The following is a 16,587-nucleotide window of genomic DNA, read 5'->3' as shown; positions in this document are numbered from 1 at the left end:
AGCCTGATGCCGCAAGGGTCCCCGTGCCCATGGGGCCGTCACCCGGAACGGTGGTGGGGTTCTCCCCCGGGGCGATCGGTGGGGGAGGCCGTCGCGAGCCGCCCCCGGAACCTCGTATGGTCGTATCCGTGTTGGAGGAGATGCGGATCCGGTCCTTGGGCGTCATTGACGACGCGGTGGTCGAGCTGTCGCCCGGTTTCACGGCGGTGACCGGCGAGACCGGTGCCGGCAAGACCATGGTCGTCACCAGCCTCGGGCTGCTGCTCGGCGGGCGCGCCGACCCCGCGCTGGTGCGGGTGGGCGCCAAGGCGGCCGTGGTCGAGGGGCGGCTCGCCGTCGGCGGCCGGTCGTCCGTGGCCGTGCGGGCCGAGGAGGCCGGCGCCGAGCTGGACGACGGGACGCTGCTCGTCAGCCGCACCCTGTCCGCCGAGGGGCGCTCCCGCGCCCACCTGGGCGGGCGGAGCGTGCCCGTCGGGCTGCTGGGCGAGCTGGCCGACGACCTGGTGGCCGTGCACGGGCAGACCGACCAGCAGGGGCTCCTGCGGCCCGCCCGGCAGCGGCAGGCCCTCGACCGGTACGCCGGTGACGCCGTGGCCGCCCCGCTGGCCAAGTACGCCGACGCCTACCGGCGGCTGCGGGCCGTCGTCGCCGAGCTGGGCGAGATCACCGAGCGGGCGCGGGAGCGCGCCCAGGAGGCCGATCTGCTGCGGTTCGGGCTCGACGAGATCGCCGCGACCGAGCCCCTGCCCGGTGAGGACGCCGAGCTGGCCGCCGAGGCCGAGCGGCTCGGCCACGCCGAGTCCCTCGCCTCCGCCGCCACCGCCGCGCACGCCGCGCTCGCGGGCGACCCCGAGGACCCCGAGGGCGTCGACGCCGGCACCCTCGTCGCGGGCGCCCACCGGGCCCTCGCGGCCGTGCGCTCCCACGACCCGGCCCTCGCCGCGCTGGCCGACCGGCTCGGCGAGCTCGGCATCCTCCTCGCCGACGTGGCGGGCGAGCTCGCCTCGTACGCCTCCGGCCTGGACGCCGACCCCCGCCGCCTCGCCACCGTCGAGGAGCGCCGCGCCTCGCTCGCCCACCTCACCCGCAAGTACGGCGAGGACATCGCCGGGGTCCTGGCCTGGGCCCGGGCGAGCGCCGACCGGCTCGCCGAGCTCGACGGCGACGACGACCGCATCGGCGAGCTCACCGCCGAGCGCGACGCGCTCCGCGCCGAACTCGGCGGGCTCGCCCAGGAGCTGACCGACGCCCGTACCGAGGCGGCGAAGCGATTCGCCGACGCGGTCACCGCCGAGCTCGCCTCGCTCGCCATGCCGCACGCCCGGGTGACCTTCGCCATCCGGCAGAACGAGACGGCCGACCCGGAGTCGGGCGTCGAGGTCGGCGGGCGCGCCGTCGCCTACGGGCCGCACGGTGTCGACGACGTGGAACTCCTGCTCGCCCCCCACCCCGGTGCCCAGCCCCGGCCCATCGCCAAGGGCGCCTCCGGCGGTGAGCTCTCCCGGGTGATGCTCGCCGTCGAGGTCGTCTTCGCCGGGTCCGATCCCGTGCCGACGTACCTCTTCGACGAGGTCGACGCCGGTGTCGGCGGCAAGGCCGCCGTCGAGGTCGGCCGGCGGCTGGCCAAGCTGGCGCGCACCGCCCAGGTCGTGGTCGTCACCCACCTGCCGCAGGTGGCCGCGTTCGCCGACCGCCACCTCGTCGTGGAGAAGACCGTCGACGGCGCCGTCACCCGCAGCGGGGTGAAGGCCATGGAGGGCGAGGACCGCATCCGCGAGCTCTCCCGGATGCTGGCCGGCCAGGAGGACTCCCAGCTGGCCCGGGCACACGCGGAGGAACTGCTGCAGGCGGCCCGGGCGGGAAGCTGAGCACCCGGCCGGGTAGCTTGGGACGCACCGGAACGATCTTCAGGAGCGCCATGACTGCCCGGCCCCGCGTCCTCTACGTAACCGACCTCGCCTACGAGGCCAAGGGACGGCGGTACTGCGACGAGGACATCTTCCTCACCTCCCGGCTCCGCGCGGACTTCGACATCGCGCTGTGCCACCCCGGGGACGCGCTCGCCCTCATGGACGCCTTCGACGCCGTCGTCGTCCGCAACAGCGGCCCCGTGCTCACCCACCAGGAGCAGTACGACGCCTTCCGCGCCCGCGCCCTCGAGACGGGCAAGCCCGTCCACAACCAGCTGACCGGCAAGGCCGACATGCGCGGCAAGCGGTACCTGCTCGACCTGACCGCCGCCGGGTACCCGGTCATCCCGACCGTCGACCGCGCCGAGGACCTCCACCGCCTCCCCGAGGCCGCCGGGTACGTGCTCAAGCCCAAGGCGGGCGCGGACTCCATAGGACTGCGCTTCGTCCCCCGCGTCGAGCCGGCCGACCTGACCGGCGACGTCCTCGCCCAGCCGCGCGTCGACTTCCGCTACGAGGTGTCGTTCTACTTCGTCGACGACGACTTCCAGTACGCGCTGTACGCGCCCCACCCCGACCGCCGCTGGGCCCTCGAACGCTACGAGCCCACGGCCGAGGACCTGGACTTCGCCCGGCGCTTCATCGCCTGGAACGACATCGAGCACGGCATCCAGCGCGTCGACGCCTGCCGCACGCCCGAAGGCGGCCTCCTCCTCGTCGAGCTGGAGGACCTCAACCCCTACCTCTCCCTGGACCTCCTCGACGCCCCGACCCGGGACGCCTTCGTCGACCGGTTCGCCACGTCCCTCCGCGGCCTGCTCGCGTGATCGGCACCCTGGCCGCGGCGGCCACGACGGCCCGGGGAACGTACGAGGCCCTGCGCCGCGCCCGCCCCGGCGGCCCCGCCGTCTGGGACCGCGTGAACCACGCCGGCCGCACCGTGACCCTCTGCGCCGGACCGGCGGCCGCGCTCGGCACGGCGGTGGCCACCGCCGCCGCCCGCGCCCTGCCGGCCCGGCACCGCCTGGCCGGCGCGCTGACCGTGCTGGCGGCCGGGGCCTGCGGGGCGTACGACGACGTCGCCGGGGACGACCGGCGCGGCTTCCGGGCCCATCTGTCGGCGCTGCGCCGGGGCGAGGTCACCAGCGGCGCGGTCAAACTCCTGGGCATCGGCGCGGCGGGCCTCGCCGCCGGGGCGGCGCTCAAGGAGCGGCCCCTCGACCGGCTGCTGGCCGGAGTGGTGATCGCCGGTTCGGCCCACGCGGTCAACCTGCTGGACGTCCGCCCCGCCCGGGCCGTCGGCGCGACGCTGGCGCTCGGCGCGGGCGGGCTGCTGCGCGGCGGCCCCGGCGCCGCCCTGGCCGCCGCCCCGGTGGGCGCGGCGGCGGCCCTGCTGGCCGACGACGCGGCCGGGCGCACGATGCTGGGCGACTCCGGCGCGCACGCGCTCGGCGCGGGGCTGGGCCTGGCCGTCGTGGGGGCCAACGGCCGTGCGGGGCTGGCCCTCCACGCCGCCGTACTGGTGGCCGCGACCATCGCCGCCGACGTACGGAATCCCCAAAGCGGGTGAATCCGGGGAACTACGGGCGAGGTAGGACGGGCCGACCTCGCGCCAGTGGTGCCCCGACACCGGCGGGGGCTGGCATCCTGGCCTGAGCACCTCGCCGTACGCCCCGCCCGACGTCGACCCAGGAGCTTCCCCCGCGTGAGCAGTACACCCGTTCCCTCGCACGGGCGGCCGCCGCTGCACGCCGTTCAGGTCCTGGGCAGCGGGAGCGCGGGCAGCGGGGCGCACGTACGGTCGCTGGCGGGCGGGCTGGTGGCCCGGGGCCTGCGGGTGACGGTGTGCGGGCCGTCGACGACGGGGGAGCGGTACGGAATCCCGGAGTCGGGGGCGGCCTTCTCCCCGCTGGACCCGGAGGCGAGCGCCCAGGCGGTGGCGGGGATCCGCGCCGCGAGCGAGGGCGCCGACGTGGTGCACGCGCACGGGCTGCGCTCCGGGACGCTCGCGGCGCTGGCCCTGCGCGGGCGGCCCACGCCGCTGGTGGTCACCTGGCACGCGCGGGCCCGCACGGAGGGGTTCCTGCTCCGGCTGATGGAGCGTCAGGCCGCGCGGGGGGCGGCCGTGCTGCTCGGCGCCACGCCCGATCTCGTCGACCGGGCCCGGCGGCGCGGCGCGCGGGACGCCCGGCTGGCCCCGGTGGCCCTCCCGGCGCCGCGCCGGGCGCCGCCGCCGACCGAGGACGACGAGTACCTGCGCTTCAAGGCCCGCGCCGAACTGGGCGCGGTGGCCCGCCCCCTGCTCGTCACCGTCGGCCGCCTGGAGCCGGACCAGGGCCACGGCCCCCTCCTGGACGCCGCCCGGCTCTGGCGGGACCTCGACCCCGAACCGCTGCTCATCATGGCGGGCGAGGGCGGCGAACGGTCCGCTCTGCAGCGGCGCATCACGGAGGAGGAACTTCCGGTGCTGCTCGTGGGGCGGCGGGACGACGTTCCCGAGCTGCTCGCCGCGGCGGACGTGGCGATCCTGCCCAGCCGCTGGGAGGGCAGCTCGCTGCTGGCGCAGGAGGCGTTGCTGGCGGGGGTGCCGTTGGTTGCCACGTCGGTGGGGGGCGTCCCTGACTTCGTCGGGGACGCGGCCGAGTTGGTCCCGTACGGGGACGCGGACGCCCTCGCGGGGGCGGTCGCTCGCCTGCTGGCGGACCCGCTGCGGTGCGCGAGGCTTGCCGCGGCCGGGAGGGTGCGGGCGGCGGGGTGGCCGTCGGAGGACGACACGGTGGCGCACGTCCTCGCCGTCTACGACGAGCTCAGCGCCCGGTAGTTCCGGGCGCCCGTGGCGTTCCGGCTGCCCGCCGGTGGGGGTGCCCGCGCCTTCGGCGCGGGTTCTACCCCACCCGCCCGCCCGATTGCCCGGCACGGGTTGCCCGGGTACGGGGCCGGCCCGGCTGGGGTGACGTGAGGGGGCGGGGTGGGGTGGATGGGCCCTGGTAGGGGCGTAAGGAGCTCTTCGCCGCTGGTGACAGGGGCCGGGTGCCCCTACTGGATACCAGGGGCCGCGAAGAGCTCAGCCCCGTAAGGGCCCGTCCGCCCCACCCCGCCCCCGACCACCCACATGCCGCCGTGCCCGCAGCGCCAGCCCCAGTGCCAGTGCCGTCTCCGGATCCTCCAGGTCCACCCCCAGCAGCCGCCCGATCCGGCCCAGCCGGTCGTACAGCGTCTGCCGGTTCACATGCAGCTCCCGTGCCGTCTCCGCCTTTCGCCCGCCACAGGCGAGATACGCCTCCAACGTCGGCAGCAGCTTGTGGGCCAGGAGCGGCCCGAGGACCCGGTCCACGAACGCCGCCAGCTCCCCGTCGCCGTGCGAGCGCAACCGCCACAGCAGAACGTCGACCGCCAGCCGCCGCACGTCGTGCCACGGACGGTCCGGACGCGCGGCCTCCGCCGCCTCCGCCCCCTCCGCCGCGTGCCGCAGCTCCGCCCCCGCCGTCGCCCACGTCGCCGTCCCGCCCACGACCACCACCGGCGGCCGCAGCCCCGCCCGTGCCGCCCCCGCCCGCAACGCCGCCGCCACCCGCCCCGCCACCGCCTCCCGTTCGTCCTCCCCGCGCTCCCCGCGCTCCCCGCGCAACCCCACGAGCAGCGGCACCCGCCCCTCCGGCAGCCGGACGCCCACCAGCACCGGCGCCCCCACCCCCGCCAGCTCCTGCCGCACCGCGCCGGCCAGCGCGGACCAGCCGTCGGCCGGTACGAGCTCGGCGGGCAGCCGCATCACGACCGGGAGCAGCGGCCCCGGCCCCGGCCGGAACCCCAGTACCCGCGCCTGGGCGGGGGCGTCCGCGACCTCCAGCCGCCCCTCGGCGAGGTCGGTGAGGAAGTCGCCGCGCCCGCGCGCCGCCAGCTCCTCCTCCTGCCGGGCCTGGAGGAGGACGACCGCAAGCAGCCCGGCGGCCCGGTCGGCGGCGATCCGGTGGACGGGGGCGAGCGGCGCGTTCACCGGCAGGACGGACAGCCGGGCCCGCACGCCGGGACCGTGCCCGGGGACGTCCACGACGACGCCGCCGGGCAGCCCGGCGGCCCCCAGCCCGTCCCAGACCTGGAGGGGCTCGGCGGCCCCCGGCGGCGCGGGGGAGGGCCCGGCGGCGTACAGCAGCCGCCCTTCCGGGGTCTGGAGGAAGACCGGGTTGCCCGTGAAGTCGGCGAAGAGCCGCAGCACTTCGGGGACGCCACCCCCGCCGAGCAGCACCTCCGTGCAGCGCCGGTGGACGTCCTCGGCCCGCCGCAGCAGCGCGTAGTGCTCGTTGACGAGCTCGGTGTGGATCTCCTCGGTGACCGCCACGAACGGCACCTCCCGGTGCAGCTGCACCAGCGGCAGCCCGCAGGAGCGGGCGGTGTCCACGACCGCGGCGGGCAGGGTCGGCAGGTGCGAGCCGAGCTCGACGACGAGCGCCGCGATGTCCCGCTCGGCGAGCCGCCGGACGAAGGCCCGCTGCTCGGCGGGGCGGCCGCCGAGCCCCAGACCGGTGGTCAGCAGCAGCTCGCCGCCCTTGAGCAGGTCGGCGATGTGGGGCACCTCGCCCGCGTGCACCCAGCGCACCGGCCGGTGCAGCCGGTCGCCGCCCGCCATCACCTCGGGCAGACCCCGGCGCAGGGCGGGCAGCTCCAGGGCGCGGGCCACGGTGACGGCCCCGGCGGAGGACGGAGCGTACGGTTCCATGGCGGGAATTTATGCCACGACCGCGAGGGCCCGACGCCCCTACCCTGTCCCGCATGACGTCAGCCGCCGAATCCCGCTCCTCCGCCGCCCCGGGCATACCCGGCAGACCCGACCTCGCGGCGGTGCAGCGCCATACCGTCCGCGTCCTGATGACGGCTCAGGTCGTCGCCGGGATCGGCATGGGCTCGATGCTCTCCTCGGGTGGCCTGCTGGTGGAGCACCTGACGGGTTCCCGCTCGGTGGCGGGCCTCGCCACGACGCTCACCACGCTGGGCGCCGCGCTGATGTCCGTACCGCTGGCGGCCCTCTCCCGGGCCCGGGGCCGGCGGGCCGGGCTGGGCGCGGGCTGGCTGGTGGCGGCGGCCGGCGCGGTGGTCGTGCCGGTGGGGGCCGGGCTGGGGCTGCTGGGGCCGACGCTGCTGGGGATGCTCCTCATCGGCGCGGCCTCGGCCGTGAACCTCCAGTCCCGCTACGCGGCCACCGATCTGGCGGGGCCGGACACGAGGGCGGGGGCGCTCTCGCTGGTCGTGTGGGCCACGACGGCGGGCAGCGTGCTGGGCCCCAACCTGAGCGGGCCGGGGGAGGCGGTGGCCCGCCCGCTGGGGCTGCCGGACGCGGCGGGCACGTTCGTCTTCTCGGTGGGGGCGTTCCTCGCGGGCTGGGCGGTGATCCACAAGGGGCTGCGCCCGGACCCGCTGCTGCTGACGCGTGCGGCGCCCGCACCCGGAACGGCGGTCGAAGGCGTCGGAACCCGCCGCTTCCGCACCCGGATGCGCGAGGCGACCCGGCACGTCCTCGCGTCGCCCGCGGCCCTGACGGGCCTCGGCGCGCTGGTCGTCGGCCATGCCGTGATGGTGTCGGTGATGACGATGACGCCGGTCCACCTGGCCCATCACGGGGCCTCGCTGAGCGTGGTCGGCTTCACGATCAGCCTTCACATCCTGGGCATGTACGGGCTGTCCCCGCTGGTGGGCCGGGCGGCCGACCGGCTGGGCCGGATACCGGTGATCCTCGCGGGGCAGGTGGTCTTCACGGCGGCCACGGTGCTGGCGGGGACGTCGGGCGGCCGGCAGTGGCCGGTGACGGCGGGGCTGTTCCTGCTGGGTGTGGGGTGGTCGTGCGCGACGGTCGCCGGGTCGGCGCTGCTCAGCGAGTCGGTGGCGGGGGAGCACCGCTCCGAGGTGCAGGGCCTGTCGGACATGCTGATGAATCTGGTGGGGGCGGCGGGGGCGGCGCTGTCGGGGGTGGTCCTGGCGGGGTACGGGTACGGAGGGCTCAACGTCGCCGCGGGTGCGCTTGTCGTGCCGGTGAGCGCGTTGGCGCTCGTCTTCGCCCTCCGGCGGCGCCGCTGAGCGTACGACTGCGGGCCCGTCGTGGCTGATCGCGCAGTTCCCCGCGCCCCTTACGGGGCACACGCCGGGTGTGCGATCGCGCAGTTCCCCGCGCCCCTTGCGGGGCGCGGGAGCACTGTCAGCCGCCGAACGCGCTCGACGCCGTCAGCCTCAGCGCCGTGTCGATCAGCGGCACGTGGCTGAAGGCCTGCGGAAAGTTGCCCACCTGCCGCTGGAGCCGCGGGTCCCACTCCTCCGCCAGCAGCCCCAGATCGTTCCGCAGGGCGAGCAGCTTCTCGAAGAGCTGGCGGGCCTCGTCGACCCGGCCGATCATCGCGAGGTCGTCCGCGAGCCAGAACGAGCAGGCGAGGAACGCGCCCTCGTCGCCCTCCAGCCCGTCCACGCCCGCCTCGTGGCCCGCCGTCGGGTAGCGCAGCACGAACCCGTCCGGGGTGGACAGCTCCCGCTGGATCGCCTCGATGGTGCCGATGACGCGCTTGTCGTCGGGCGGCAGGAAGCCCATCTGCGGGATGAGCAGCAGGGAGGCGTCCAGCTCCCGGGAGCCGTAGGACTGGGTGAAGGTGTTGCGCTCCTTGTCGTAGCCCTTCTCGCAGACGTCCCGGTGGATGTCGTCGCGCAGCTCGCGCCACCGCTCCAGGGGGCCGTCGACGTCGCCGGACTCGATGAGCTTGATGGTCCGGTCGACGGCCACCCACGCCATGACCTTGGAGTGGACGAAGTGCCGGCGCGGGCCGCGGACCTCCCAGATGCCCTCGTCGGGCTCGTTCCAGTGGTCCTCCAGATAGCCGATGAGGCGCAGCTGGAGCACCGAGGCGTAGTCGTTGCGGGCGAGCCCGGTCATATGGGCCAGGTGGAGGGCCTCGGTGACCTCGCCGTAGACGTCCAGCTGGAGCTGGCCGGCGGCGCCGTTGCCCACCCGCACCGGGGTGGAGTTCTCGTAGCCCGGCAGCCAGGGCAGCTCCGCCTCGCCGAGCTCGCGCTCGCCGGCGATGCCGTACATGATCTGGAGGTTCTCGGGGTCGCCGGCGACCGCGCGCAGCAGCCACTCGCGCCAGGCGCGGGCCTCCTCGCGGTAGCCGGTGCGCAGCAGCGAGGAGAGGGTGATGGCGGCGTCGCGCAGCCAGGTGTAGCGGTAGTCCCAGTTGCGGACGCCGCCGATCTCCTCGGGCAGCGAGGTCGTCGGGGCGGCGACGATGCCGCCGGTGGGGGCGTACGTCAGCGCCTTGAGGGTGATCAGCGAGCGGACCACGGCGTCCCGGTAGGGGCCGTGGTACGTACAGTGGCCGACCCACTCCCGCCAGAACTCCTCCGTGGCCGCGAGCGAGCCCTCGGGGTCGGGCAGGGCGGGCGGCTCGCCGTGGGAGGGCTGCCAGCTGATGGTGAAGGCGATCCGCTCGCCGGGGGAGACGGTGAAGTCGGAGTAGGTGGTCAGGTCCTTGCCGAAGGTGTCGGCGGTGGTGTCCAGCCACACGGAGTCGGGGCCCGCGACGGCCACCGTGCGCTCGCCCCGCTTGTGCACCCAGGGCACCACGCGCCCGTAGGAGAAGCGCATCCGCAGGGCGGAGCGCATCGGCACCCGGCCGCTGACGCCCTCGACGATGCGGATCAGCTGGGGGGCGCCGTCGCGCGGGGGCATGAAGTCGATGACGCGGACGGTGCCGCGCGGGGTGTCCCACTCGGATTCGAGCACGAGGGAGTCCCCCCGGTACCTGCGGCGGTCGGCGGCCGGCGGGGCGGCCCCCGAGGGGTGCGCCGGGCCGATCCGCCAGAAGCCGTGTTCCTCCGTGCCGAGGAGCCCGGCGAAGGCCGCGTGCGAATCGAAGCGGGGCAGGCACAGCCAGTCGGCCGTACCGTCCCGGCAGATCAGTGCGGCGGTCTGCATATCGCCGATGAGTGCGTAATCCTCGATACGCCCGGCCACGGTCATCTCCAGTCGAACGGCATCCAGGACCCCTGGGGGTCGAACGGCAACCAGGACCCCATCCCCATGGTGGGGTCCGTATGACGGTGAAGCGATTGATGGTGAAGCGATCTTCGACGAGCTCTTGTTCCGGAGGTGAGGGTGCCTTCCAGCGGTAGCTGGGAGGGGCGCCCGGGTGGTGCCGCGCCGGCCGGCTCGCTGCGTGTGTCCGAGCAGGATACGACGCGGAGTTGGGACACGCGCGACGGTTCGCGGGGGAACATGTGCCGAATGGGTGGCCCGGTGCGCGCCGGGCGCGCGGCCCGTGACGGGCTCCCGAGGCGCGCGGTGACACAGCGCCCACGGAGGCGTCGCGCCCCGTCACGACGGGCCTCGGGCGAGGTCGCCGGACGCGTCACCGGACGCGTCCGGGCCCGGGCGCTGATACCCTGGTACCCCGTGGACCGGTGGGTGCAAGACCCCCCAACCGCAGCGACGGCACCCCCGGAATCGACCGGGTGATCGCCGGTACGCACCTTCACCTCGCGACCACGGGAGCCCCCCTTTGGCCATTGCCGCAAAGCCCACGACGACCAAGCACCTCTTCGTCACCGGGGGTGTCGCCTCCTCGCTCGGCAAGGGCCTGACGGCCTCCAGCCTGGGCGCGCTGCTCAAGGCGCGGGGCCTGCGGGTGACGATGCAGAAGCTCGACCCGTACCTGAACGTCGACCCGGGCACGATGAACCCGTTCCAGCACGGTGAGGTGTTCGTCACCAACGACGGCGCCGAGACCGACCTGGACATCGGCCACTACGAGCGCTTCCTCGACGTCGACCTGGACGGCTCGGCCAACGTGACCACCGGCCAGGTGTACTCCACGGTGATCGCCAAGGAGCGCCGCGGCGAGTACCTGGGCGACACGGTGCAGGTGATCCCCCACATCACCAACGAGATCAAGCACCGCATCCGCCGCATGGCCACCGAGGACGTCGACGTCGTCATCACCGAGGTCGGCGGCACGGTCGGCGACATCGAGTCGCTGCCCTTCCTGGAGACCGTCCGCCAGGTGCGCCACGAGGTCGGCCGGGACAACGTCTTCGTCGTCCACATCTCGCTGCTGCCCTACATCGGCCCCTCCGGCGAGCTGAAGACCAAGCCCACCCAGCACTCGGTGGCCGCGCTGCGCAACATCGGCATCCAGCCCGACGCGATCGTGCTGCGCGCCGACCGCGAGGTGCCCACCGCGATCAAGCGCAAGATCTCGCTGATGTGCGACGTGGACGAGGCCGCGGTGGTCGCCGCGATCGACGCCCCGTCGATCTACGACATCCCCAAGGTGCTCCACGCCGAGGGCCTGGACGCGTACGTCGTGCGCAAGCTGGACCTGCCCTTCCGTGACGTGAACTGGACCCAGTGGGAGGACCTGCTGGACCGCGTCCACAACCCCTCCCACGAGGTGACCGTCGCGCTGGTCGGCAAGTACATCGACCTGCCCGACGCCTACCTGTCGGTGACCGAGGCCATCCGCGCGGGCGGTTTCGCCAACCGCGCCAAGGTCAAGATCAAGTGGGTCACCTCGGACGACTGCAAGACCCCCGAGGGCGCCGCCGCCCAGCTCTCCGACGTGGACGCCATCTGCGTCCCCGGCGGCTTCGGCGACCGCGGTGTCAACGGCAAGGTCGGCGCGATCACCTACGCCCGTGAGAACAAGATCCCGCTGCTGGGCCTCTGCCTGGGCCTGCAGTGCGTGGTCGTCGAGGCGGCCCGCAACCTGGCCGGCATCGAGGGCGCCAACTCCACCGAGTTCGACCCCGCCACCGCCCACCCGGTCATCTCCACCATGGCCGAGCAGATGGACATCGTCGCCGGTGAGGGCGACATGGGCGGAACGATGCGCCTGGGCATGTACCCGGCCAAGCTCGCCGAGGGCTCCATCGTCCGCGAGGTCTACGGCGACGCCGCCTACGTGGAGGAGCGCCACCGCCACCGCTACGAGGTGAACAACGCCTACCGCGCGGAGCTCGAGAAGAAGGCCGGCATCGTCTTCTCCGGCACCTCCCCGGACAACAAGCTCGTCGAGTACGTCGAGTACCCGCGCGAGATCCACCCCTACCTGGTGGCCACCCAGGCCCACCCGGAGCTGCGCTCCCGCCCGACCCGCCCCCACCCGCTCTTCGCGGGCCTGGTGAAGGCGGCCGTCGAGCGCCAGCAGCAGGGCTGATCCGTCCGGCCTATACGGTTGACCGGGGTGAGCGCCTCTCGCACGAGAGGCGCCCGCCCCGGTTTCCGTATTCCTGGAGGACGTAACCATGGCGCACGAGTCCGTCGACGAGCCCATCAAGGACACCGCCGAGGAGTGGCGGGTCATCGCCAGCGAGACCCCGTTCACCGGCAACAAGACCGGCGTCCGCACGGACACCGTCGTCATGCCCGACGGCTCCACGGCCAAGCGCGACTACCAGACCCACCCCGGCTCGGTCGCCGTCCTCGCCCTCGACGAGCAGGACCGGGTGCTCGTCCTCAACCAGTACCGCCACCCCGTCCGGCAGCGGCTGTGGGAGATCCCGGCCGGCCTGCTGGACGTCCCCGGGGAGAACCCGCTGCGCGCCGCACAGCGCGAGCTCTACGAGGAGGCCCACGTCAAGGCCGAGGACTGGCGGGTGCTGACCGACGTCTACACCACGCCGGGCGGCTGCGACGAGGCCGTGCGGATCTTCCTGGCGCGCGGGCTCTCCGACGCCGAGGGCGAGCGCTTCGCCGTCGAGCACGAGGAGCTCGACATGGAGGTCGCGCGGATTCCGCTGGCGCTGCTGGCGCGCGGCGTCCTCAAGGGCGAGCTCCACAACAACTGCCTGGTCGTCGGGGTCCTGTCCACCATGGCCGCGCTCGCGGGCGACGGGCTGGAGGCGCTGCGCCCGGCCGACGCCCCCTGGCCGGCCCGCCCCTTCGAGGCCTGACGGCCCGTCGGGCCGGTGGTCCGGCCGGGCCCTGCGGTCCGACCATCAGCCAACCCGAATAGGTGATCTTCAGCAACGCGGTACCGCGTTACCCGGAGTGCGGTGGGTGGTGAACTAGGCTCGACGCATCCCCCACCGCGGCCGCGGCGGGGGTTGAGCGTGCAGCAGGTTCCCGTGCGTGCGGGTCGGGGGATCCCCCACCGCGGGCAGGGGAAGGGAGTGGACCCGTGGCGGAGCGGACGGTGGAGACCGGCGGACCGGCGGTGGTCCCGCCCGAGCGGCGGCCGGCGGGCGCCGCTCCCGTGGTGAGCCCCCGTCAGCGGCCCGCCCGCACACCCTCCTTCACGACCCAGCGCACCGAGCTGTTCGTCGGCCGGCAGCGCGAGCTCAAGGAGCTGCGCGCCGACATCGTGCGCGCGGGCCTCGACACCCTCTCCGGCCGCAAGAAGCCGCGCGGCCGGGTGCTGCTCATCGCCGGACGGCCCGGCTCCGGCCGCACCGCCCTCGCCGAGGAGCTCGCCCGGCAGCTCGCCGTGGACTACCCGGACGGAGTACTGCGCGCCCGGCTGACGGGCGCCGACGGGGCGCCCGTGCCGACCGAACGGACCGCGCGCGCCCTGCTGGCCGAGCTCGGCGCCCCCGTACCGGCCGGCGCCGAGGAGGACCAGCTCACCCAGGCCCTGCGCGACGCCCTCCACGGGCGGCGGGTGCTGCTCGTCCTGGACGACGCGGCGGGCGCCGAACAGGTGGACCCGCTGCTGCCCGACGAGCCCGAGTGCCTCATCGTGGCCGTCTCCCGGGGCCCGCTGACCGGCGTGCCGGACGTCCGGCCCTGCGCCCTGGGCGGCCTGGACACCCCGGCGGCCGTCGAACTGCTGGAGTGGTTCGCCGGCCCCACCCGGATCACCTGCGACCCGGTGGCCGCGAAGACGGTCGTCGAGGAGTGCGGCGGCCAGCCCGCCGCGCTGGTGCTGGTCGGCGGCTGGCTCGCCGCCCAGCCCAAGACGACGGTCGTCGACGCGGCCAAGCGGCTGCGCGAGCTGCCGCCCGCCGACGGCCACGACAAGGGCGGCCGGCTGCTGGCCCGGGCGTTCTGGCTGGCCTACGAGGCCCTGCCCGCGCCCACCGCCCGGCTGCTCCACCTGCTCGCGCTGGCCCCCGCGGGGCTGGCCGACGCCCACACCGCCTCCGCGCTCGCCGGCACCTCCCTGACCACCGCCCAGTCCGTGCTGGAGGACCTGACCGCCCGGGGCCTGCTGCGCCTGGAGACGCCCGGCGAGGGCCCGGACGGACTGCCTCCGCAGTACCGGGTGCCGACCTGCCTGGCGCCCCTGCTCGGCACGCTGCTGCACGCCCAGGAGCGGCCCGGCGAGATCGAGCTGGCCCGGGCGCGGATGCTGGAGCGGACCGTCCGCCAGCTCCACTCCTGCCGCGCCACCACGGAGCGGAACGATCCGGCGGTCCGCCGCAGGATCGAGCAACTGCCCCGGCCGCTGCGCTTCCCCTCCCGCCGCGCCGCCGAGGAGTGGCTGCTGGCCCGGCTGCCCGCGCTGCTCGCGGCGGCCCGGCTCGCGGTGGAGGACGGCCGGCTGGACACCCTCGCCCGGCGCCTGGTCTCCGCCCTGACCCGCGCCCTGACGGCCCATCTGGGGCCGGAGGCGGCGGCGCCCGAGCTCTACGGGCTGCACCAGCTCGTCCTGGACGTGGCCCGGCGCTGCGAGATGCCGCTGGAGAAGGCCGCGGCGCTGCTGAACCTCGGCGACCTCGACGCCCGGGCCGGCCGGACCCCGGAGGCGCTGGACCGCTACCGCCAGGCCCTCGCGTCGGCGCGCGAGGCCGGGGACCCGTACGCCACCAGCCGGGCGCTGGAGTCCATCGGGGCCGCGCACCAGGAGCTGGGCGACTTCCAGCGGGCCGCCGACTGGTACCGGCGCGGCCTGGAGCTGCGGCTGACGCGCGGGGAACTGGCGGACGAGGCGCGGCTGTACGGGCGGCTGGGCACGGTCCACGGCTACGCGGGCCAGTGGCCGGAGGCCCTGCGCGACTGGCGCGCGGCGGCCGCCGCCCACCGCAGGCTGCGCGATCATGCCGGGCACGCCCGGGCGCTGGGCGAGGCCGCCCGGGCGCAGGAGCACACGGGCCGGCCGCGCGAGGCGGCGCGCACCGCGCTGGAGGCGGTGGAGTCCGCGCAGGCCGCCGGGGACGCCCGGCTGGAGGCGGCGCTGCGGCTGCTGCTGGCGGAGACCTTGGACCGGCTGGGTGACGCGGCGGGGGCGCTGCGGCACCGGGGCTGTGCGGAGCGGCTGCTGGACGGGCCGGGCGCGCCCGGCCCCGCCGGTGGTCCGGGGGCTTCGGACGAGGGGGTGGAGCCACCCGGGGTCCAGTAGGGGGTACCGCAGGGTAACGGATCTTCTACCTAAGAAATCAGTGGCGCATCGCGCAAAGATTGGTGCATTGCAAGGCTAGACAACGCGCAATCCTTCAATAGACTGGCTGGGCCGCGTTCGACGCGGTCTGCTCTGGTGTGCCCGGCATATCAGGATTAGCCTGTCATTCTCTGATTCAAGGACCGTGATCGACGTGAAGGTCGGCATCCCCCGCGAGGTCAAGAACAACGAATTCCGCGTGGCCATCACCCCCGCGGGCGTGCTCGAGCTGGTGCGCAACGGCCACCAGGTCTTCGTCGAGAAGGGGGCCGGTCTCGGCTCCTCCATCACCGACGCCGAGTACGTCGCGGCCGGCGCGGCCATCCTGGACTCGGCCGACGAGGTCTGGGCCACGGCCGACCTGCTGCTGAAGGTCAAGGAGCCCATCGCCGAGGAGTACCACCGCCTCCGCAAGGGCCAGACCCTCTTCACCTACCTCCACCTGGCCGCCTCGCGCGAGTGCACGGACGCGCTGCTGGAGTCCGGCACCACCGCCATCGCGTACGAGACGGTCGAGCTCGCCAACCGCGCGCTGCCGCTGCTCGCCCCGATGTCCGAGGTCGCGGGCCGGCTGGCCCCGCAGGTCGGCGCCTACCACCTGATGCGCTCGGTCGGCGGCCGCGGCGTGCTCCCGGGCGGCGTCCCGGGCACCCACGCCGGCAAGGCCGTCGTCATCGGCGCCGGCGTCTCCGGCTGGAACGCCGCGCAGATCGCCGTCGGCATGGGCTTCCACGTGACCCTGCTCGACCGCGACATCAACAAGCTCCGCGAGGCCGACAAGGTCTTCGGCACCAAGGTGCAGACGGTCGTCTCCAACGCCTACGAGCTGGAGAAGGCCGTCGTCGAGGCCGACCTCGTCATCGGTGCCGTGCTCATCCCGGGCGCCAAGGCCCCCAAGCTGGTCACCAACGAGCTCGTCGCCAAGATGAAGCCCGGAAGTGTACTTGTCGACATTGCGATCGACCAGGGCGGCTGCTTCGAGGACTCCCGTCCCACCACCCACGCGGAGCCGACCTTCCAGGTCCACGACTCCGTCTTCTACTGCGTCGCCAACATGCCGGGCGCGGTGCCGAACACCTCCACCTACGCGCTCACCAACGCCACGCTGCCCTACATCGTGGAGCTGGCGAACCGCGGCTGGCAGGAGGCGCTGCGTCGCGACGCCGCGCTGGCCAAGGGTCTCAACACGCATGAGGGTCAGGTCGTTTACGGCCCGGTCGCCGAGGCGCACGGACTGCCGCACGTCGAACTGAGCACCCTGCTCGGCTGACCGTAGAGCAGCCGATCGGCGAAGAGCACATACCCGGCCGGGCCTTGCGCAGCAAGGC

11 protein-coding genes are annotated in these 16,587 nt (G+C 74.8%); 9 read left to right on the top strand and 2 right to left on the bottom strand.

The annotated features are described in order from the left end of the window. The first annotated feature begins 116 nt into the window (after window positions 1-116). From recN to IE096_RS30465, 4 genes are all read left to right on the top strand, one after another. Complete coding sequence (recN, locus tag IE096_RS30480) at window positions 117-1,868, top strand: DNA repair protein RecN (RefSeq protein ID WP_189457227.1); 1,752 nt, start codon at window positions 117-119, stop codon at window positions 1,866-1,868. A 50-nt stretch (window positions 1,869-1,918) separates the two neighbouring features. Beyond that, complete coding sequence (locus IE096_RS30475; protein ID WP_189457225.1) at window positions 1,919-2,737, top strand: ATP-grasp domain-containing protein; 819 nt, start codon at window positions 1,919-1,921, stop codon at window positions 2,735-2,737. Continuing rightward, on the top strand, window positions 2,734-3,480 hold the full coding sequence (locus IE096_RS30470) for a hypothetical protein (RefSeq protein ID WP_189457223.1): 747 nt from the start codon (window positions 2,734-2,736) through the stop codon (window positions 3,478-3,480). Before IE096_RS30475 ends, IE096_RS30470 begins: the two co-directional genes overlap by 4 nt. A 135-nt stretch (window positions 3,481-3,615) precedes the next feature. After that, complete coding sequence (locus IE096_RS30465) at window positions 3,616-4,731, top strand: glycosyltransferase family 4 protein (RefSeq protein ID WP_189457221.1); 1,116 nt, start codon at window positions 3,616-3,618, stop codon at window positions 4,729-4,731. A gap of 243 nt (window positions 4,732-4,974) precedes the next feature. Here IE096_RS30465 and IE096_RS30460 read toward each other — a convergent pair whose 3' ends face one another. Continuing rightward, the gene (locus IE096_RS30460; RefSeq protein WP_189457219.1) at window positions 4,975-6,624 is read right to left on the bottom strand and encodes a PucR family transcriptional regulator; all 1,650 of its coding nucleotides are present in this window, start codon (window positions 6,622-6,624) and stop codon (window positions 4,975-4,977) included. A gap of 53 nt (window positions 6,625-6,677) precedes the next feature. On the opposite strand from IE096_RS30460, the gene IE096_RS31940 reads away from it, so the two are divergent. Next, window positions 6,678-7,976, top strand: coding sequence for an MFS transporter (locus IE096_RS31940; RefSeq protein ID WP_189457216.1), 1,299 nt, complete (start codon window positions 6,678-6,680; stop codon window positions 7,974-7,976). A 118-nt stretch (window positions 7,977-8,094) separates the two neighbouring features. Here IE096_RS31940 and IE096_RS30450 read toward each other — a convergent pair whose 3' ends face one another. Next, the gene (locus tag IE096_RS30450; RefSeq protein WP_189457214.1) at window positions 8,095-9,897 is read right to left on the bottom strand and encodes a glycoside hydrolase family 15 protein; all 1,803 of its coding nucleotides are present in this window, start codon (window positions 9,895-9,897) and stop codon (window positions 8,095-8,097) included. A gap of 544 nt (window positions 9,898-10,441) precedes the next feature. On the opposite strand from IE096_RS30450, the gene pyrG reads away from it, so the two are divergent. From pyrG to ald, 4 genes are all read left to right on the top strand, one after another. Beyond that, a complete protein-coding gene (gene pyrG, locus IE096_RS30445; RefSeq protein WP_373298228.1) occupies window positions 10,442-12,097 on the top strand; it encodes a CTP synthase in 1,656 nt (551 codons plus the stop codon). Between the two features lie 88 nt (window positions 12,098-12,185). Beyond that, complete coding sequence (locus IE096_RS30440) at window positions 12,186-12,833, top strand: NUDIX domain-containing protein (protein WP_189457211.1); 648 nt, start codon at window positions 12,186-12,188, stop codon at window positions 12,831-12,833. Between the two features lie 227 nt (window positions 12,834-13,060). Continuing rightward, window positions 13,061-15,220: a tetratricopeptide repeat protein gene (locus IE096_RS30435; protein ID WP_189457210.1), complete on the top strand. Its 2,160-nt coding sequence runs from the start codon at window positions 13,061-13,063 to the stop codon at window positions 15,218-15,220. A 193-nt stretch (window positions 15,221-15,413) separates the two neighbouring features. After that, window positions 15,414-16,529 (top strand): alanine dehydrogenase, encoded by a 1,116-nt coding sequence (gene ald, locus IE096_RS30430; protein ID WP_189457258.1) that lies wholly within the window; start codon window positions 15,414-15,416, stop codon window positions 16,527-16,529. Window positions 16,530-16,587 lie beyond the last annotated feature (58 nt).

The sequence above is a fragment of the Streptomyces abikoensis genome (assembly GCF_014648775.1).
GTDB lineage: Bacteria > Actinomycetota > Actinomycetes > Streptomycetales > Streptomycetaceae > Streptomyces > Streptomyces abikoensis.
This window is presented reverse-complemented; position numbering and strand designations above follow the sequence as displayed.